General features: G+C 68.7%; 16 protein-coding genes and 1 tRNA gene. 12 read left to right on the top strand and 5 right to left on the bottom strand.

Annotated elements, in window-relative coordinates:
* The first annotated feature begins 1 nt into the window (after position 1).
* The 3 genes from FHR20_RS13585 to FHR20_RS13575 all read left to right on the top strand — a co-directional run bounded on the left by FHR20_RS13585 (position 2) and on the right by FHR20_RS13575 (position 2,963).
* Complete coding sequence (locus tag FHR20_RS13585; protein ID WP_167300126.1) at positions 2-901, top strand: flagellin N-terminal helical domain-containing protein; 900 nt, start codon at positions 2-4, stop codon at positions 899-901.
* Positions 902-1,086: 185 nt separating this feature from the next.
* Entirely contained in the window at positions 1,087-1,950 is an 864-nt protein-coding gene (motA, locus tag FHR20_RS13580; protein WP_137863640.1) for a flagellar motor stator protein MotA, read from the top strand.
* A gap of 41 nt (positions 1,951-1,991) precedes the next feature.
* Entirely contained in the window at positions 1,992-2,963 is a 972-nt protein-coding gene (locus FHR20_RS13575; RefSeq protein WP_167300125.1) for a flagellar motor protein MotB, read from the top strand.
* Between the two features lie 7 nt (positions 2,964-2,970).
* Here FHR20_RS13575 and FHR20_RS13570 read toward each other — a convergent pair whose 3' ends face one another.
* Positions 2,971-5,949, bottom strand: coding sequence for a TonB-dependent receptor (locus FHR20_RS13570; RefSeq protein WP_167300124.1), 2,979 nt, complete (start codon positions 5,947-5,949; stop codon positions 2,971-2,973).
* Positions 5,950-6,113: 164 nt separating this feature from the next.
* A tRNA-Leu gene (locus tag FHR20_RS13565) sits at positions 6,114-6,200 on the bottom strand.
* Between the two features lie 129 nt (positions 6,201-6,329).
* On the opposite strand from FHR20_RS13565, the gene FHR20_RS13560 reads away from it, so the two are divergent.
* Positions 6,330-7,682: an MATE family efflux transporter gene (locus FHR20_RS13560; RefSeq protein ID WP_167300123.1), complete on the top strand. Its 1,353-nt coding sequence runs from the start codon at positions 6,330-6,332 to the stop codon at positions 7,680-7,682.
* On the opposite strand, the gene FHR20_RS13555 is transcribed toward FHR20_RS13560, so the two are convergent.
* The gene (locus tag FHR20_RS13555) at positions 7,663-8,412 is read right to left on the bottom strand and encodes an MJ0042-type zinc finger domain-containing protein (RefSeq protein ID WP_167300122.1); all 750 of its coding nucleotides are present in this window, start codon (positions 8,410-8,412) and stop codon (positions 7,663-7,665) included. The genes FHR20_RS13560 and FHR20_RS13555 overlap by 20 nt on opposite strands.
* A 157-nt stretch (positions 8,413-8,569) precedes the next feature.
* On the opposite strand from FHR20_RS13555, the gene ftsE reads away from it, so the two are divergent.
* The 4 genes from ftsE to FHR20_RS13535 are packed head-to-tail and all read left to right on the top strand — an operon-like array spanning position 8,570 to position 11,362.
* Positions 8,570-9,271, top strand: coding sequence for a cell division ATP-binding protein FtsE (gene ftsE / locus FHR20_RS13550; RefSeq protein WP_167300121.1), 702 nt, complete (start codon positions 8,570-8,572; stop codon positions 9,269-9,271).
* Positions 9,268-10,152 (top strand): cell division protein FtsX, encoded by an 885-nt coding sequence (locus FHR20_RS13545; RefSeq protein ID WP_167300120.1) that lies wholly within the window; start codon positions 9,268-9,270, stop codon positions 10,150-10,152. Before ftsE ends, FHR20_RS13545 begins: the two co-directional genes overlap by 4 nt.
* Positions 10,149-10,679: an ElyC/SanA/YdcF family protein gene (locus FHR20_RS13540; protein ID WP_167300119.1), complete on the top strand. Its 531-nt coding sequence runs from the start codon at positions 10,149-10,151 to the stop codon at positions 10,677-10,679. The genes FHR20_RS13545 and FHR20_RS13540 overlap by 4 nt, the downstream gene beginning before the upstream one ends.
* Positions 10,679-11,362, top strand: a complete 684-nt coding sequence (locus FHR20_RS13535; protein ID WP_167300118.1) for a lysophospholipid acyltransferase family protein — start codon at positions 10,679-10,681, stop codon at positions 11,360-11,362. Before FHR20_RS13540 ends, FHR20_RS13535 begins: the two co-directional genes overlap by 1 nt.
* Before the next feature lie 120 nt (positions 11,363-11,482).
* Here FHR20_RS13535 and FHR20_RS13530 read toward each other — a convergent pair whose 3' ends face one another.
* On the bottom strand, positions 11,483-12,391 hold the full coding sequence (locus tag FHR20_RS13530; RefSeq protein WP_167300117.1) for a prephenate/arogenate dehydrogenase family protein: 909 nt from the start codon (positions 12,389-12,391) through the stop codon (positions 11,483-11,485).
* Positions 12,391-13,488, bottom strand: coding sequence for a histidinol-phosphate transaminase (gene hisC, locus FHR20_RS13525; protein ID WP_167300116.1), 1,098 nt, complete (start codon positions 13,486-13,488; stop codon positions 12,391-12,393). Before hisC ends, FHR20_RS13530 begins: the two co-directional genes overlap by 1 nt.
* An 84-nt stretch (positions 13,489-13,572) precedes the next feature.
* On the opposite strand from hisC, the gene FHR20_RS13520 reads away from it, so the two are divergent.
* Genes FHR20_RS13520 through metW form a run of 4 tightly spaced genes read left to right on the top strand, consistent with a single transcriptional unit; the run spans position 13,573 to position 17,307 of the window.
* Entirely contained in the window at positions 13,573-15,120 is a 1,548-nt protein-coding gene (locus tag FHR20_RS13520; RefSeq protein ID WP_167300115.1) for a flavin monoamine oxidase family protein, read from the top strand.
* A gap of 32 nt (positions 15,121-15,152) precedes the next feature.
* The gene (gene metX, locus FHR20_RS13515) at positions 15,153-16,289 is read left to right on the top strand and encodes a homoserine O-acetyltransferase MetX (protein ID WP_167300114.1); all 1,137 of its coding nucleotides are present in this window, start codon (positions 15,153-15,155) and stop codon (positions 16,287-16,289) included.
* On the top strand, positions 16,286-16,723 hold the full coding sequence (locus tag FHR20_RS13510; protein WP_167300113.1) for a GNAT family N-acetyltransferase: 438 nt from the start codon (positions 16,286-16,288) through the stop codon (positions 16,721-16,723). Before metX ends, FHR20_RS13510 begins: the two co-directional genes overlap by 4 nt.
* Positions 16,720-17,307, top strand: coding sequence for a methionine biosynthesis protein MetW (metW, locus tag FHR20_RS13505; RefSeq protein WP_167300112.1), 588 nt, complete (start codon positions 16,720-16,722; stop codon positions 17,305-17,307). The genes FHR20_RS13510 and metW overlap by 4 nt, the downstream gene beginning before the upstream one ends.
* Positions 17,308-17,311: the final 4 nt, after the last annotated feature.

Raw genomic sequence — 17,311 nt, 5'->3', positions numbered from 1 at the left:
CATGCGCATCTCCACTTCGCAGATGTATGGCAGGCCGGTGTCGCTGATGACCCAGCTCACCGCAGAGGCAGACAAGACCCAGACCCAGATCGCCACGACCAAGCTGGGCGTGACCGCGGTCTCGGACGCGGCGGCCTATATCAAGCTGCAGCAGATCAAGCGCGCCACCACCGCGGACGCGACCTACAAGGCCAACATCACCGTCGCCCAGGGCGTGGTCTCGCAGACCGACCAGACGCTCGAGGGCGTCGAGACGCAGCTCCAGCGCGCCCTCGAACTCGCGACCCGGGCCAAGAACGACACGCTTTCGGCTTCGGATCGCGCGTCGATCGGCGAGGAGCTGAGCTCGATCCGCGACACGCTGTTCGCCCTCGCCAACACCAAGGACGACATTCGCGGCCAGCCGTTGTTCGGCGGGGCGACCGGCGATGCCGCCTATGTGAAGAACGCCGACGGCTCGATCAGCTTCGCCGGAACCGGCGAGCCCTCGGCCATCCCGATCGGCGACGGCGAGAACATCCAGCCGACGATCAGCGGCCAGCGAGTGTTCAGCCCCGCCGGGGCCGATATCTTCGCGACCCTGGGCAACCTTGCCGATGCGCTCAAGGCAGGCGGCAACGTGCAGGCGGCCGGCGCCACGGCGCTGGACGGGATCAATGCCTCGCTCGACACGGTGGCGCTGGCGCGCGCCTCGGTCGGCGCCCGCGGCGCGCGCCTCGATCTCCAGGCGGACCGGCTGACCGACGTGGCGGAAACCCGCGAGGCCACCCGCTCGGGCATTGAGGACACCGACATCCCCACCGCGGTGGCGAACCTGCAGAAGACGCTGACCGTGCTGCAGGCGACCCAGGCCAGCTTCTCCAAGCTGACCAGCGTCTCGCTGTTCGACTATATCAAGTAGGCGCCTGCGCGCTACCGATGCAGGATTTCGCCTGCCGCCGCCGCGCGGCCAGGCGATCCCTTCGGAAAACCCAAGCGAAACGGCGAAATAATTCGCCCCGGTAACGAATTAACCACGTTTTTCCGCTGAAGATAACGGCGAAACGGTCGTTAACCGAGACGTCAAAACAGGGGTTCTTCGCGCACATGTTTCCGGCAATCGGCCTCGTCATCCTGCTCGCGATGGTCTTCGGTGGTTTCGCGATCACCGGCGGCGCGCTCGGCCCCGTGCTCGAGGCCATTCCGCACGAGATGCTGATCATCGGCGGCGCCGCCATGGGCGCGCTCGTCATCGGCAATTCGATGAAGGAGCTGAAGGCGCTGGGCGGCGGCCTGGTCAAGGTGCTGAAGGGCCCCAAATACAAGAAGCAGGACTATCTCGACACGATCTTCCTGGTCTCCAAGCTGATGAAGATGCTGCGGACCGAAGGGCCGATCGCGCTCGAGCCCCATGTCGAGGATCCCAAGTCGAGCGCGATCTTCGCCGAATATCCGCGCCTGCTCGCCGACCACACGCTGATCAACCTGATCACCGACACGCTCCGCCTCGTCGTCGTCTCGTCGGGCACGCTCGACGTGCACGCGGTCGAGGAGGTGATGGACAATTCGATCAAGACCCACCACCACGAGGTGCAGGGCCCGCAGACCACGCTCCAGTCGCTGGGCGACGCGCTGCCGGCGCTCGGCATCGTCGCCGCCGTGCTCGGCGTGGTGAAGACGATGGGCTCGATCGACAAGCCGCCGAGCATCCTGGGCGCGATGATCGGCTCGGCGCTGGTCGGCACCTTCATGGGCGTGCTGCTGGCCTATGGCATCGTCGCGCCGCTGGCGGGCCGCCTGCAGCAGGTGATCGACGCCGATTCGGCGATCTATCACGTGGTGAAGCAGATCATCATCGCCTCGCTCCACGGCCATCCGCAGCCGCTGGTGATCGAGGCCGCCCGCTCCAGCATCGCGCACGCCAACCAGCCGGGCTTCGGCGAGGTGTTCGACGGGCTGCGGGGGCGTTGATCGTGCTGTCCGGCACCGACCCCGCGGCAGGAGCCGCATAGATGGCGACCGCGCGCGCTCCCCATGGCATAAACGCGCCACCCAAGATCATCGTCAAGAAGATCTATGTCGAGGGGCATGGCGGCCATCACGGCGGCGCCTGGAAAGTGGCCTATGCCGACTTCGTGACCGCGATGATGGCGTTCTTCCTGCTGCTCTGGATCCTGGGCGCCACCACCGAGAAGCAGCGCAAGGCGCTGGCCGATTATTTCGCGCCGACGCTCGTCGAGCTGAAGCAGAACAGCGCCGGCTCGAACGGCCTGTTCGGCGGCGAGGCGATCAACCAGCGCGACAATTATCCGGGCAAGGCCTCGCAGACCGGCACCCGGGCGCTCACCGTGCCGGTGGGCGGCAGCGGCGGCAACAATGTCGGCACCGGCGCCAAGGGCACGCTGAAGGACCAGCGCGCGCTGACCCAGCAGGACCAGAAGAATTTCGACGAGACCGCCAAGCGCATCCGCGAGCGGATGCGGACGACGCCGGCGCTATCGAAGCTCGCCAATCACGTCCGCTTCGTGCCGACGCGCGACGGGATGCGGATAGACCTGCTCGACGATGCCAATTATTCGATGTTCAACCTGGGCACCACGGCGCTCGTGCCCGAGGCCAGCGCGCTGATCGGCACGATCGCGGATTCGATCAAGGGCATGGAGAACCCGATCATGATCCGCGGCCATACCGACAGCCTGGGCTATGGCGACCCGCTGGCGATGAACAACTGGATGTTGTCGAGCGGCCGCGCCGAAGCCACGCGCAGGCGGCTTCTCTCCGGCGGCGTGACCGAGATGCGCTTCGAGCGGATCGAGGGCGTGGCCGACCGCGAGCCGCTGATCGTCGACAACCCCGCCGATCCGCGCAACCGCCGCGTCTCGATCACCCTGCTCTATCGCCGGATCATGGACCAGGACCAGCAGGGCCGCTTCCGGCCCGGCCTGCGCGCCAGCCGCGAGGCCGGGACGCCATTGCCGCACTGATCGCCGGTCAGAAGAACTGCTTGCGGAAGGTGAGCTTGATCGTGCGGCCGATGGGATCGCGCAGATTGGGCGCATAGGCCGCGGGCGTCATTCCGTTCTGATCGGTCACCCGCTGCCGGGCATCGAACAGATTGTCGATCCGGAACTGCACCCGCGAGCCGCGGAACCAGGGGTGCTTGAGCAGGAAGTCGATGTCCTGCCCCGGATTGAACTCGGCCAGCAGGTTCAGCTTGGCCAGGCTGCCGAAGTTCAGCTCGGTGGCGCTGCCCGGAATCGCCGCGGTGCCGCTGGTGGTGCGGGTGCCGCTCTGCCAGTTGCCGTTGAGCTGGAGCAGCAGCGCGTCGCGCTTGATGCCGGCGGTGAAATCCACCCGGTGCGCGGCGATCGACTGCGAGCCCTCGCCGTCCAGCCGGTCGATCACGGGCAGGCCCGGCCGGATCTGGATCTCGTCCTTGAGCACCCAGGTGTGATAGGCGCTGAGCAGGATGCGGTTGCCGCCGCCCCCGCCGCCAAAGCCGCCGCGACCGCCGCCGCCCCCGCCACCGGGGCCGCCGAAACGGCGCGGGCCATCGCCGCCCGGGCCGCCGCCAGGGCCCTGGCCCGGCCCGTCGGTCTGTACGCGTCCCTGACCCTGGTCCTGGCCCGGCTGCGGTCCCTGGCCCTGCTGCCCCTCGGGGCGCGGGCCGCGGAACTGCTGGCCCAGCGTGCCGCCGAACAGGCTCGATTGCTGGCCGAGGCGCCGGAACTGGTCGAACATCGCCGTCATCTCGGCCGGCATCGGCTGGCCGGTGCGGCGCGATTCCTCACGGGCCTTCATGAACGCCTCGCGGCGCTCGCGCATGCGCTTCTGCTGGGGCGAGGCGATGGGAATGAACAGGTTGAAGCCCCAGCGCAGTTCGGAATGCGCGGTCCGGTCATAGTTCACCGGGCGCGTGTCGAGGCTGAGCAGCCGCCCGCTGCCGTCGCGCACGAAGCGATCGGGGAAGGCGGCCTCGAGTTCCTGCGAAGCGCCGGGGAAGTTCTGGATCGCGTTGCGGAAGCGCACATTGGTGTAGTTCACCACGATGCCGAGATTGGTCTCGGTGAACGGCCGGATGTTGAGCCCGAGGCGGAATACGTGCCGGCTGTCGGCGCCGAGCAGCGGGTTGCCGCCGGTGATCTGGGTGATGTTGACGCTCTCGCCGCGCACGAAATCATAGATGGGCACGTTGGGCGTGGTGACCACGGGATTGCCGAGCTGGCCCGGCGTCGGCGCGTTGCTGTCGTTGATGAAGCTGACGATCGCCTGGACCTGCGTGATCGGCGACCAGTTGAAGCCATAGCCGGTGGTGGTCAGCCGGCCGAAGTCCGAGAGCTGCTCGATCTCGAAATTGGCATTGACCGAGAAGTCGCCGATCGCATCGAGCACCGCCCGCCGGCGACTGGTGATCGGGATGGTGATGTTGCCGCGCACCGCGCCGGTGTCGCGCGAGATGTCGCTGGCGCTGTATTGGCCCGCGCGGAAGGACTTGCCCGAAAGGTCGTTGGTGCGGCCCGCCACGCGGATGCTGGTGGTCACGTCGCCCGCGGGCAGCTTGAACAGCGGGCCGTTGGTGAGGAATTCGACATTGCCGACCTTGGTGGTCGATTCCGTCCAGTCGTCCGGCCGGCTGCCGACCAGGCCATAGGGGATCGGCGCGAACGGGTTGAAGCTGGCGTCGTTGGCATTCAGCAGCGCCTGCATCGCGACGGGATCGACGCCGCGCGTCGTCGTCGTGTCGCTGCCGGTCTGCTGATAATTGGCGTTGACCGACCAGCGCCAGCTGTTGATCCAGGGCGAACTGTCGCCGTTGATCGTCACTTCGCCGCGCAGCGACTGGCTGCCGCTCGAGCGGGTGAGCGGATTGAGATTGTCATAATAGCGCCGCAGCTCGACATTCTGGCCGAAGGGCGAGAACGGGTTGCCGGCGGGCAGGAGCAAGGTCGCGCTCGGCAGGCCGAGCCAGGATTCGCTCTCGTTGACGTCCAGATTGACGGTGGCGGTGGCGCTCACCTTGGGCGAGAGCGCGCGGTTGTAGATGCCGCTGATCGTCAGGTTCTTCGCCGGTCCCACCAGCGTGCGATAGGGCGTGAGATCGGTGACGTTGGGATCATTGGCATTGGCGGCATAGGCGGCGAGCGATTGCGGGCTGCCCGCCGCTCCCGCCGGCACGCCGGCGATCGTCACCGGCATGCCGGCGAGCGCGCTCAGCGCGGGATCGATCTCCGCACCGCCGATGCCGGTGATGTTGCCGCGCGTATCGAACAGCGCGTTTCCGACGCGGCTGACGCCGCGCTCGCTCTCGAGGATCGCGGAATTCTGATTATATTTGACGTCGAGCGTCACGCGCCCGTCGCGGTTGAGCTTCAGGATATTGAGGTTCGCGCTTTCGGTCGCATTGCCGCCGGCAGTGGGCATCTGCCCTTCCAGCACGGTGGTGAGCGCGCGGAAACGGTTGCGCAGCACGAAGTTGATCACCTTCTGCGTGGCGCCATAGCCATATTGCAGCGCGACTTCCTCGGGCAGGATGTCGATCCGCTCGATTGCCTCGGTCGGCAGGTCGCGGACTTCGTTCATGCTCGAGCGGCGGCCGCTGATCAGGATCACCGGCTGTTCGTCGCCGCGGCCCGAACTGCTGCCAAGCTGCGCCTGCAGCGCCGTGATCAGTTCCGAGACGTTCGAGGCGCCATAGGCGCGAATATCGGCCGGATTGAGCTGGACCTCGGGCTTGACGTCGGTCTTGACCGCGCCGGGCAGGACGCCGTTGACGACGATCGTGCCCTCGTCGCCCAGCTCGTCCGAGCCTTGCTCCTGCGCGGCGGCCGGCTGCGAAGGGTGCTGCCGCGCGGGACGATCCTGGGTCGGCGAAGGCGCGGGCTGCTGCTGCGCCTGGGCCAATGCCCCACCGGGCATCGCACCGACGAGCAGACCGGCAACCGCGCAACCCAGCTTCAACGTCGAACGCATCAATCCCCCACCCTCGTCGAAAACCCCGCGGCGCACCTGACACCGCTTGCATGAATGGGGCGTGGCTAATCGCCACTTGTCGCAGAAGTTTGCCCGGTTCTGGAAAAAATCGCGGTACCGCGGGGAGGGCTGCGCCCGGCTCCGCCGGGCGCTGCATCTTTCACTGGTGCGGTCGAGAAGACTCGAACTTCCACGGCCTTTCGGCCACAACGACCTCAACGTTGCGCGTCTACCAGTTCCGCCACGACCGCACGTGAAACTCCGTCGAATGAATACCGACGGCTGGTAAGGCAGCGGCCCCTAGCAACGCGTTCCGGACAATGCAAGCCATTGCCGTATGCTTTTCCAAACGGCGCGAAATCCGCTAAGCGCGCCCTCCCATGCGCCTCTCCCCCGATCTTTCCGCCGAGATGCGCCGAATCCTGTCGCTCGCCTGGCCGGTGGCGCTGACCAGCCTGAACTGGACGATCCTGCACGTCACCGACGTGATCGTCGTCGGCTTCACCGGCACCGAGGAAGTGGCCGCGCTGGGGGCGAGCCGTGCGCTTACCTTTCCGGGCATCGTGATGGGGCTGGGCGCGCTTTCGGGCGTGCTCGTCCATGTCTCGCGTGCCGATGGCGCGAAGGACCTGCCCGGCACCGGCCGCGCGTTCCACCAGGGGCTGTTGCTCGCCATCGCGCTGGGCATGATCAGCGCGCTGACGCTCTTCGCCCTTGCCGAACCGATGCTGCGCGGCATCGGCGTGGCGGGCGAGATCACGCCGCTCGCCGCCGACGTCGTGCGGGTGATGGCGCTCGCCTATCCCTTCCAGCTGCTCATCGTCACCGCGAGCTTCTTCCTGGAAGGGGTGAGCCGGCCGCAGCGCGTGACGGTCGTCAACCTTTCGATCCTGCCGATCAACGCCTTGCTCGCCTGGGCCTTGTCCGGCGGCCATCTCGGCTTGCCCGCCATGGGCGCCGTCGGCGCGGCGCTGGCCACCACGATCGCCTCGGCGCTGGGCGCGGCGGGGATGATCGGCGCGGCCTGGACCCTGCCCCGGGCAAGGCAGCGCGGCGTGCACGACCTGGCCGGCATCTTCAGCCGCGCCTCGCTGAAGGGGGCATTGGGGCTCGCGCTGTTCGGCCTGGTCCCCGCCATCGCCTCGGGCCTCGAGCTGGTCGGCTTCTCGATCCTGATCGCCCTGTCGACCGAACTGGGCGAAGTCACCACCCACGCCTTCCAGATCGTGTTCTCGATCCACAACGTGACCTTCTCGGTGGCGCTGGGGCTTGGATCGGCCGCGGGCGTGCGCGCGGGCAATGCGGTGGGCGAAGGCGTCCCCCGGGAAGCGGCGCGCCGCGCCGCCATCGCCGCCGCGCTGGCTGCGCTGGCGACGGGCCTGCTCGCGGCCTTGCTGATCCTGATACCGCACCCCTTCGTCGCGCTGTTCCCCGCGATACCCCAGGTGCATGGCCTGGCACTCGCCATGCTGCCCGTCTGGGCCCCCTTCATCCTGTTCGACGGGATCCAGGTGGTATGCGTCTATGCGCTGCGCTCGCTGGGCGACCAGGTGGTGGCCGGCATCAACTCGGTGATCGCCTTCTTCCTCGTCACCGGCGGGGCGGGGCTGGCCTTTGTTCACCTCGCGGGCTGGGGCGCGACCGGCCTCGTCCTCGCTTCGGGATTCGGGATGGTCGTGGCCGCCGCGCTCCATGGCGCGCGGCTCTGGTGGGTCAGCCGCCGATTTCGGTAGCGAAGCTCAGCCGCGCCGTGCTTGCGTTGCGCGGCGGATCGAGCTGGGCCGAATTGAAGTCGATCGTCTGCTTGGGACCGATCTCGCGTACCTGCGGCGTCACGCGCCAGCTATAGACCAGCTGGTTCTGCTTGTCCCGGAGCTCGATGCGGATGTCGGGCACGCGCTGCTTGTCCGAGGTGGGATTGGCGACCTTGCCCGAGATCATGAACAATTCGCTGCCATTGGTCTGCGTCCGCAACTCGGCATTCTTGTCGGCGAAGACCAGCGGCGTCTCGACTTCGCTGCCCATGCCGAGACCGAGCCCCATCTGTGCCGCCAGCCCGGGCGCGCCGGAATAGAGGATCGCCCCGGTACCGAGCAGCATCGAGAAGCCGGCCACGACCGCGGCCGCGGTCCAGCGCCGGGCAGGATTGCGCCGCGGCTTGAACGGCGGCTGGGGCGCGAAGGGATCATAGTCCGGCGCCGGCCCGCCGGCCGCGGCGGTGATCGAGGCGTCGTCGAACACCCGCGGCGCCGGCGCTTCGCGCCGCGGCGTCTCGGCCACGCGATCCGAGGCCTGGGTGACCGGGCCGTCGGCAGCCGTGGCCCGTGTCGTCAGGTCGAGCGCGGCCGGCGCCTGGAACCAGCTATGCTTGCAGCTCGCGCAGCGCACGGTGCGGCCATCGGCGCCGATGGCGCTGTCGGGCACCAGATAGCGAGTACGGCACTGGCTGCATTCGAGGATCATTACGCGCGGCTCACAAGACGGGGCCTGTCGCCCGATTGTCACGATTCTAGACCCATCGATTCGCGCCCACAAGAGTCCCGTGCCCGAGTATCCCCAGCTTCTTGTGACCCGTCTGCGCCTGTGCGATGGCAGGGGCGAGGGAAGCGCCGGGAGCCAGATGGCCAGCATCGTTCAATTCGAGAATGTCGGCCTGCGCTATGGTTCGGGCGACGAGACTCTCTCGGACGTCAGCTTCTCGCTGAATACGGGCGCCTTCTATTTCCTCACCGGACCGTCCGGCGCGGGCAAGACCTCGCTGCTCAAGCTCCTCTATCTAGCCCAGCGGCCCAGCCGCGGCACGGTGCGGCTGTTCGGCGAGGATGCAGGCGCCCTGCCCCGCGCCCGCCTGCCCGGCTTTCGCCGGCGGATCGGCGTGGTGTTCCAGGACTTCCGCCTCGTTCCCCATCTTTCCGCCTATGACAATATCGCGCTCCCCCTGCGGGTGGCGGGCGTGTCCGAAGGCGATATCGAGGCACCGGTGCGCGAGATGCTCGCCTGGGTGGGGCTGACCGATCGCGGCCGGGCCCGGCCGCCCACGCTCTCCGGCGGCGAGCAGCAGCGCATCGCCATCGCCCGCGCGGTGATCGGCCGGCCCGAACTGCTGGTCGCCGACGAGCCCACCGGGAACGTCGATCCCGACATGGCCGAGCGGCTGCTGCACCTGTTCGACAGCCTCAACCGCCTGGGCACCACCGTCGTGGTCGCGACGCACGACTTCCACCTGCTCAACCGCATTCCCAACGCGCACATGATGCGGCTCGAAAAGGGCCGGCTCAACGACCCCACCGGCGCGCTGCGCAATCCGCCGGGGCGCGCATGAAGCTGAGCCTCAACCCCAATGCGCCCGATCGCCGCCTGCTCGACGAGAGCCGGCGTACCCGCGCCATGACCTGGATCATGGCGATCATGCTGTTCCTGACCGTGCTCGCCGGTGCGCTGGGGCTTGGCATGTTCGCCGCCACCGCGCAGCTCGACCGCCAGCTGGCGGGGCGGCTCACCATCCAGATCGTCGAACCCAACGCCGCGACGCGCGACGGCGAGGCGGCGGCGATCCGCGCGGCGATGGCCAGGATCCCGGGCGTGGCGCGCGCCGCCGAAGTCGATCGCCAGCGGCTCGCCGAGCTGCTCAAGCCCTGGCTGGGCGATACCGGGCTCGATCCCGACCTGCCGATGCCGGCGATGATCGACGTCGAGGTGCATGGCAGCAGCCTGGCCATGGTCGAGCGCACTGCCCGGGCCATCGCCCCGGGCGCCCGGATCGACCGGCATGCGCAATGGCTCTCGCCGGTGCGCAGCTTCATGACCACGATGAGCTGGCTCGCGGTGGGGCTGATGCTGCTGATCGCCACCGCCACTGCCGCCGTGGTCCTGCTCGCCGCGCGTTCGGGGCTGGACACGCACCGCGACACCATCGATGTGCTGCACATGCTCGGCTCCACCGATGTCCAGATTGCCCGCCTGTTCCAGCGGCGGATCGCGTTCGACACGCTGTTCGGCGGCCTGCTCGGCTCCGCGGCGGCGCTGGGACTCGTCTGGTTCCTCCAGTCGCGCATGGCGCTGGTGGGCTCGGAGATGCTGAGCGGCGTGGCGCTGCAGCAGCGCGACTGGCTCCTGCTCCTGTTGTTGCCGCTGGGCTTCGCGCTGCTCGCCACCTTCGCGGCGCGGAGCACTGTGCTGCGTGCGCTGGGCCGTACGCTGTGATCCTGCGCCTCATTGCCCTGGTGGTGATCGCCTGGCTGCTCGGCTTCGCGGCGTTCATGCTCTCGCTCGGCCACCCGCTGGAGAACCGCAAGACCGACGCGATCGTGGTGCTGACCGGCGGATCGAAGCGCATCGACCGCGGGCTCGAGGTGCTGCGCGCGGGCGATGCCCAGCGGATGCTGGTCAGCGGCGTCGATCCCGATGTGCGCCCCGGCGAGTTCGCCGCGGAATACAAGATCGACCGGAAGCTGATGCGCTGCTGCGTCGACCTGGGCTGGCAGGCGGTCGACACCCGCTCCAACGCGGAGGAGACCGCGGAATGGGTGAAGGAGCACCGGTACAGGACGGTGCGGCTGGTGACGTCCGACTGGCACATGCCGCGCGCCCGGCTCGAGCTGGCCCATGCCCTGAAGGGCGTCGAGGTGATCGGCGATCCGGTGCGCAGCCAGCCGGGCTTCGCGATGCTGTTCCGCGAATATCACAAATATCTCGTGCGGCGGATCGCGCTGCTGCTCGGCGCCAGCTGATGAACCTGCTCCGCACGCTCGCCTTCTCGATCTTCTTCTACGGCCTGTCGGTGCCGATGGTGCTGCTCGTGCCCTTCGTCGCCGTGCTGGGCGGCGACGCGCTGCGCAGCTATTCGATGGGCTGGGTGGCGCTGATGCGCTGGTCGGCGCGCTGGATCCTGGGGATCCGGGTAAGGATCGAGGGCGAGATACCCAAGGGCCCGGTGCTGTTCGCGGGCAAGCACGAATCGCTGTTCGAGGCCTTGGAGCTGAGCCGGCTGCTGGGCTCGCCCGCCACGGTGATGAAGCGCGAGCTGGCGCGGATCCCGCTCTGGGGCTGGGCGGCGCGGCGCTATGGCGTCATCATCGTCAACCGCACCGCCAATGCCTCGGCGCTGCGCGCGATGATGAAGGACGCGCAAGCCGCATTGCGGCAGGGCCGATCGGTGATGATCTTCCCGGAGGGGACGCGGGTGAAGCCGGGCGAGAAGCCCGAACTGCGTTCGGGCTTTGCCGGGTTGTATCGGATGCTCGACCTGCCCGTGGTGCCGATCGCGGTGAAGAGCGGCCATGTATGGCCCAAGCACGGAATCAAGAAGCCGGGCGTCGTCACCTTCCGGTTCGAGCCGATGATCCCGCCCGGCCTGCCTCGCGCCGAAGCCGAGGCCCGGGTGCATGCGGGGATCAACGCACTGAACGGTTGAGCCGCCGCCCGCGGCCGGATCGGCGTCCGGCCGCGCTTTCGCCCTGTCGGAACGACGGGATCCTGCGGGCACAGGCCTTCGCGACCTTCCGGCGGAACGTCGGCGTCGCTCCGCGGGAAGCTAGTCGTGCGTGCGGCCGAAATCGGGCGCCGCGTCGTCCTGGCCCTGCTCGATGATCGAGCGGCGGATGGCGCGGGTGCGCGTGAACAGCTCGAACAGTTCGTCGCCCTTGCCCCAGCGGATCGCGCGCTGGAGCGCGGTGAGGTCCTCGGAGAAGCGCTGGAGCATGTCGAGCACCGCTTCCTTGTTCGCCAGGAACACGTCGCGCCACATCGTCGGGTCCGAGGCGGCGATGCGCGTGAAGTCGCGGAAGCCGCCGGCCGAATATTTGATGACCTCGGACTGGGTGACTTCCTCCATGTCCGACGCGGTGCCCACGATCGTATAGGCGATCAGGTGGGGCAGGTGGCTGGTCACCGCCAGCACGCGATCGTGATGGTCGGGGGCCATCGTCTCGACTTCGGCGCCCAGCCGCTTCCAGAATTCGCGCACCCGCTCCACGGCCAGTGCGTCGGTGCCCGCCACCGGCGTGACGATGCACCAGCGGCCGTGGAACAGCGAGGCGAAGCCGGCCTCGGGGCCGCTATTCTCGGTGCCCGCCACCGGGTGCGCGGGAACGAAGGTCGCGTCCGGCAGCGCGGTGCGCACCGCCTCGACCACGCTTTCCTTGCACGAGCCGACATCGCTGACGATCGCGTCGGCGGGCAGGTCCGCGGCGATGCCGGCCGCCGCCGCACCCATCGCGCCGACGGGGACGCACAGGATGACGAGATCGGCGTCGATCACCGAAGTGCCGGCGGTGTCCGCGACGTCGTCGCACAGCGCGATGCGCAAGGCAGTCTCGCGCACCGCCGGATCGGCGTCGAAGCCGGTCACGCGCGCACTCGGCATGTGCTGCCGCACTGCGCGCGCGATCGAAGAGCCGATCAGGCCCAGGCCGATGATCGTCACCCGGGCAAAGGGCAGCATCAGTCCTCGCCCGCCAGGCTGCGAAGCGCCGCGATCACCCCGCGCGTCTCTTCCTCGGTGCCGATGGTGATGCGCAGGCCGTGCGGTAGCCCCTGTCCGGGCAGCCAGCGGACGATATAGCCGGCGTCCATCAGTCCCTTGTACGCTGCCTCGGCGCCGAGCTGGCCCTCGAACAACACCAGCACGAAGTTCGCCTGGCTCGGCACGGCGCGCAGGCCCTTGTTGCCCAGCTTGGCGATCTCGTCCGCGAACCAGCGGCGCCATTCGGCATTGTGCGCCTTGGTGTGGGCGACGAAATCGGTATCGCCCAGCGCGGCGACCGCCGCGGCGGTGCCGGCGATGGTGATCGAGAAGGGCAGGCGGATGCGGTGCATCGCTTCGATGATCGGCGCCGAGGCATAGCCCCAGCCGATCCGCTCGGCGGCGAGCCCGTACATCTTGGAGAAGGTGCGCGTCACCAGCACGTTGGGCGCGGTGCGGGCCAGTTCCATGCCGCCATCGTCGTCGTCGCCTTCGATATATTCGGCATAGGCATGGTCGAGCACGAGCAGCACATGGCTGGGCAGGCCGGCATGGAGGCGCAGGATCTCGCTGCGCGGCGCATAGGTACCGGTCGGGTTGTTGGGGTTGGCGACGAAGACGATCTTGGTGCGCTCGGTCACCGAGGCGAGGATGGCGTCGACATCGGTCGCATAGTCCTTGTCCGGCGCCACCACCGGCGTCGCGCCGACGCGGCGGGTGGCGATCGGATATACGGTGAAGCCGTAATGGACGTAGATGATCTCGTCGCCCGGGCCGGCAAAGGCGCCGGCGGCGAGGTGAAGCACTTCGTCCGAGCCATTGCCATAGATGATCCGCGCGGGATCGAGGCCGTATCGCACCGCGATCGTCTCGCGCAGCTCGACGGCGCTGGCATCGGGATAGCGCTCGAGGCTGGTCGCGGCGGTCAGGAACGCCGCGCGCGCCTTGGGCGAGGTGCCGAGCGGGTTCTCGTTGGACGAGAGCTTCGAGACCCTGCGGCCGTCATCGGTGGTGGAGCGCCCCGGCACATAGGGGGCGATTTCCATGATCCAGGGCTTGGGAACTGGTGCGGTCATGGTCGCGCGGCTTGGCGGAATGGTTACCGGATGGCAAGGGTCAGGCTCTAGGGCTTCATGGTTAAAGGGAGCCAGGGAGGGGCAATGCGGGGGAACGGCATCGTCTGGCGCGCGCTGGAAGCGGCGCGGCGGCGCAATCTGGAAGCGGCCGGCGAGGCGATGCCGGTCAAGGGCGCGAGCGGCGCGACACGGCGCGCGGTGCTGCGGGCGATGGCCGCGACCGGCATTGCGGGCACCTTTCCCCGCGCCGCCGCGGCGCGCCCGCCCGGGCGGGTGGCGATCGTCGGCGGCGGCATCGCCGGCCTCAGCGCGCTCCATCATCTGCGCAAGGCCGGCATCGATGCCTTTCTGTACGAAGGCCGCGGCCGCACCGGCGGGCGGATGTACACGCACAGATCGGGCGACTGGACGTTCGAGGCGGGCGGCCAGCTGGTCAACACCGACCATTATGACATGCATGCGCTGCTCGCGCGCTTCGGCGTGGCGCTGCTCGACCGCAAGAACGAGCCGCACGATACGCTGATCCTCGCGAACGGCCGGCTCGTGAGCGACGCGGAGCTGGCCGCGGCGCTGCGTCCGATCGCCGCGCAGATCGGGAAGGACGCCGACCGGCTGGACCGGGACCATGCCCGCGTCGCGCCCCGCCTCGATCGCCTGTCGATCCACGACTATCTCGAAAGGCACGCCGCCCGGGTCCGCGAGCCCTGGGTCCGCCAGCTGCTCGAGGCGACCAGCCGCACCGAATATGGCGTCGAGCCCAATCGCGCCTCGGCGATCGAGCTGATCTTCAACTTGCCGACAGTGGACGGCCGGCGTGCCGAAGTGCTGGGCGGCGCCGACGAGCGCTATGTGATCGAGGGCGGCAGCTCGGCGCTGATCGCGGCGATGAGCGCGTTCCATGCCGATCGGATCGCCACCGGCAAGCGCCTGCACCGCGTCGAGCCGGGGCTGAAGCTCCATTTCCTCGACGGTTCGACCGCGGATGCCGATACGCTGATCGTCGCGGTACCCGGGCCGCTTACCCGCCAGATCGATTTCCGCGTGCCGCTTCCCGCCGCCTGGCGCGCCTTTATCGGCGAGATGGAGCTGGGCTTCAACGAGAAGGTCCAGTCGGGCACCAATGCCATGCCGTGGCGCCGGCCGATGGGCGTGGGCGGCGAGCTGTGGCAGACCGATCCGCGGGCCGGCTGGGCACTGGGCTGGGACGGCAGCGTCCACCGCAAGGACGGGCTCTCGCCGGTCTGGACCTGGTTTCTGGGCGGCGACGAAGTGCTGCGCGCGCAGGGCGAAGCGCCCTCCGCGCTCGCCGCGCGCTTCGCCGACAGCGCCGCCGCCGCGATCCCGGGATTGGTCGAGGCCGCCACCGGCCCTTTCACCCGCACCAACTGGCACGCCCAGGCACTCACGCTCGGCGCCTATTGCAACTATGCCCCCGGCCAGCTCACGCGCTTCTCGAAGCTGCTGTACGTCGAGGGCGAGGGCGACGACCAGGTTCCCCATGCGGGGCGGATCTGGTTCGCGGGCGAGCATCTCTCCGATGCCTTTCCGGGCTATATGAACGGCGCCGCGCAGACCGGGCGGATGGCCGCCGCCGCCGTCCTTGGCAGGCGGATCGATGCCAAGGCCGCTTGAACCGGAACGCACAGCCTCCTAACGACCGCGGAATGTCCGACGATCCGCGTTATGGCACTGGCCGTTCGGTGACGCTGCCGGGGCCGCTGCGCCTCGACGGCGGCGGGCTGCTGTCGCCGCTCGACATCGGCTACGAGACATATGGCACCCTCGCGCCCGATGGCGGCAACGCGATCCTGGTGTGCCATGCCCTGACCGGCGATCAGCATGTCGCCTCCACCCATCCGCGCACCGGCAAGCCCGGCTGGTGGGCGCGGATGGTGGGGCCGGGCAAGCCGATCGACACCGATCGCTATTTCGTCGTCTGCTCGAACGTGCTGGGCAGCTGCCTGGGCAGCTCGGGGCCGGCGACAGTCAATCCCGCCACGGGCAAGCCCTGGGGGATGGGCTTCCCGGTCATCACCATCCGCGACATGGTTCGTGCGCAGGCGATGCTGCTCGATCATCTCGGCGTGGGAAAGCTGTTCGCCGTGGTCGGCGGCTCGATGGGCGGCATGCAGGCGCTGAGCTGGGCGGCGACCTTTCCCGAGCGCGTCGCCTCGGCCGTGGTCATCGCCAGCGCCGCACGGCACTCCGCGCAGAACATCGCCTTCCACGAAGTCGGCCGCCAGGCCGTGATGGCCGATCCCAAATGGCGCGGCGGCGACTATTATGCCGACAATGACCCCCCCGCCGCCGGGCTGGCGGTGGCGCGGATGGCGGCGCATATCACCTATCTCTCCGAGGCGGGGCTCACCGCCAAGTTCGGGCGCAAGCTGCAGAGCCGCCCGGAGAAACCGGACGGCGCCAAGACGTTCGGCTTCGACGCCGACTTCCAGGTCGAGAGCTATCTGCGCCACCAGGGCCTGGCGTTCGTCGACCGGTTCGACGCCAATTCCTATCTCTACATCACCCGGGCGCTCGACTATTTCGACCTGGCCGAGGAGCATGGCGGGCTGCTCGCCAGCGCCTTCCGGGGCAGCGGCGCGCGCTTCTGCGTGGTCAGCTTCGACACCGACTGGCTCTATCCGACGAGCGAATCGCGCACGATCGTCCATGCGCTCAACGCGGCGGGCGCGCGGGCGAGCTTCGTCGAACTGAGATCACCCTTCGGCCATGACGCCTTCCTGCTCGAGAGCCCCGAGCTCGACCGGGTGGTGCGCGGCTTCCTGGAAGCGGGGACGGCATGAGCGACTATCGCATCTCGTTCGACAAGGCCGAGCTGGATCTCGACCTGATCCACGCGTTCCTGAGCGGATCCTATTGGGCCAAGGGCATCCCGCGGCACATCGTCGAGAACGCGATCGGCAATTCCTTCTGCGCCGGCGCCTTCGCCAAGGACGAGGCCGGCCAGGACGAGCAGGTCGGCTTCGCCCGGATCATCACCGACCATGCCACCTTCGCCTATCTGGCGGACGTGTTCGTGCTGCCGGCACACCGGGGCCGGGGCGTGGCGACGCAGATGCTCGAAGCGGTGCAGGCGCACCCCGAGCTGGCGGGCCTGCGCCGCTGGCTGCTCTTCACGCGCGACATGCAGCCCCTCTATGCCAAGCTCGGCTGGACGCAGATCCCGCATCCCGAGCGCTGCATGGAACGGCACGACGTGGATCTCTACACGCGATGACTCTGCGCCCGGACCTGGCGATCATCGCCGCGAACGTGGCGGCGGGCAGCCGCGTGCTCGATGTGGGCTGCGGCGATGGGGCGCTGATGGCGGCGCTGCGCGACACCCGCCAGGTCGATGCGCGCGGGCTCGAGCTCGACGCGGGCGACGTGGCGGCGGCGGTGGGCCGGGGCCTCTCGGTGGTGCAGGGCGATGCCGATACCGACCTGGCCGACTATCCGGACCATAGCTTCGACTATGCCATCCTCAGCCAGACGCTGCAGACCACCCGCCACCCGGACCTGGTGCTGGAGAACCTGCTGCGCATCGGCAAGCACGCCTTCGTCTCCTTCCCCAACTTCGCCCATTGGCGGGTGCGCGCCTCGCTGCTGTTCGGCGGGCGGATGCCGGTGACGCGGCTGCTGCCGGTCGAATGGTATGCCACGCCCAACATCCACCATGTGACCGTCGACGATTTTCGCGCGTTCGTGCAGGGGCGCGGGATCACGCTGGAGGGCAGCTGGTTCCTGTCGGGCGACCAGCGCTGCGGCTCGGCGCTGGCCAATCTGTTCGCCGAACATGCGGTGTTCCTGCTGAGGAGGTGATGCG

Source organism: Sphingomonas leidyi, from assembly GCF_011761945.1.
GTDB lineage: Bacteria > Pseudomonadota > Alphaproteobacteria > Sphingomonadales > Sphingomonadaceae > Sphingomonas > Sphingomonas leidyi.
Note: the sequence above shows the minus strand (reverse complement) of the source record. Positions and strands in the feature narration are given on the sequence as shown.

Bases quoted from the DNA above. Each gene is read 5' to 3' on its own strand.
- FHR20_RS13585 (WP_167300126.1), top strand. From the start codon at position 2: ATGCGCATCTCCACTTCGCAGATGTATGGCAGGCCGGTGTCGCTGATG.
- motA (WP_137863640.1), top strand. From the start codon at position 1,087: ATGTTTCCGGCAATCGGCCTCGTCATCCTGCTCGCGATGGTCTTCGGT.
- FHR20_RS13575 (WP_167300125.1), top strand. From the start codon at position 1,992: ATGGCGACCGCGCGCGCTCCCCATGGCATAAACGCGCCACCCAAGATC.
- FHR20_RS13570 (WP_167300124.1), bottom strand. From the start codon at position 5,949: ATGCGTTCGACGTTGAAGCTGGGTTGCGCGGTTGCCGGTCTGCTCGTC.
- FHR20_RS13560 (WP_167300123.1), top strand. From the start codon at position 6,330: ATGCGCCTCTCCCCCGATCTTTCCGCCGAGATGCGCCGAATCCTGTCG.
- FHR20_RS13555 (WP_167300122.1), bottom strand. From the start codon at position 8,412: ATGATCCTCGAATGCAGCCAGTGCCGTACTCGCTATCTGGTGCCCGAC.
- ftsE (WP_167300121.1), top strand. From the start codon at position 8,570: ATGGCCAGCATCGTTCAATTCGAGAATGTCGGCCTGCGCTATGGTTCG.
- FHR20_RS13545 (WP_167300120.1), top strand. From the start codon at position 9,268: ATGAAGCTGAGCCTCAACCCCAATGCGCCCGATCGCCGCCTGCTCGAC.
- FHR20_RS13535 (WP_167300118.1), top strand. From the start codon at position 10,679: ATGAACCTGCTCCGCACGCTCGCCTTCTCGATCTTCTTCTACGGCCTG.
- FHR20_RS13530 (WP_167300117.1), bottom strand. From the start codon at position 12,391: ATGCTGCCCTTTGCCCGGGTGACGATCATCGGCCTGGGCCTGATCGGC.
- hisC (WP_167300116.1), bottom strand. From the start codon at position 13,488: ATGACCGCACCAGTTCCCAAGCCCTGGATCATGGAAATCGCCCCCTAT.
- FHR20_RS13520 (WP_167300115.1), top strand. From the start codon at position 13,573: ATGCGGGGGAACGGCATCGTCTGGCGCGCGCTGGAAGCGGCGCGGCGG.
- metX (WP_167300114.1), top strand. From the start codon at position 15,153: ATGTCCGACGATCCGCGTTATGGCACTGGCCGTTCGGTGACGCTGCCG.
- FHR20_RS13510 (WP_167300113.1), top strand. From the start codon at position 16,286: ATGAGCGACTATCGCATCTCGTTCGACAAGGCCGAGCTGGATCTCGAC.
- metW (WP_167300112.1), top strand. From the start codon at position 16,720: ATGACTCTGCGCCCGGACCTGGCGATCATCGCCGCGAACGTGGCGGCG.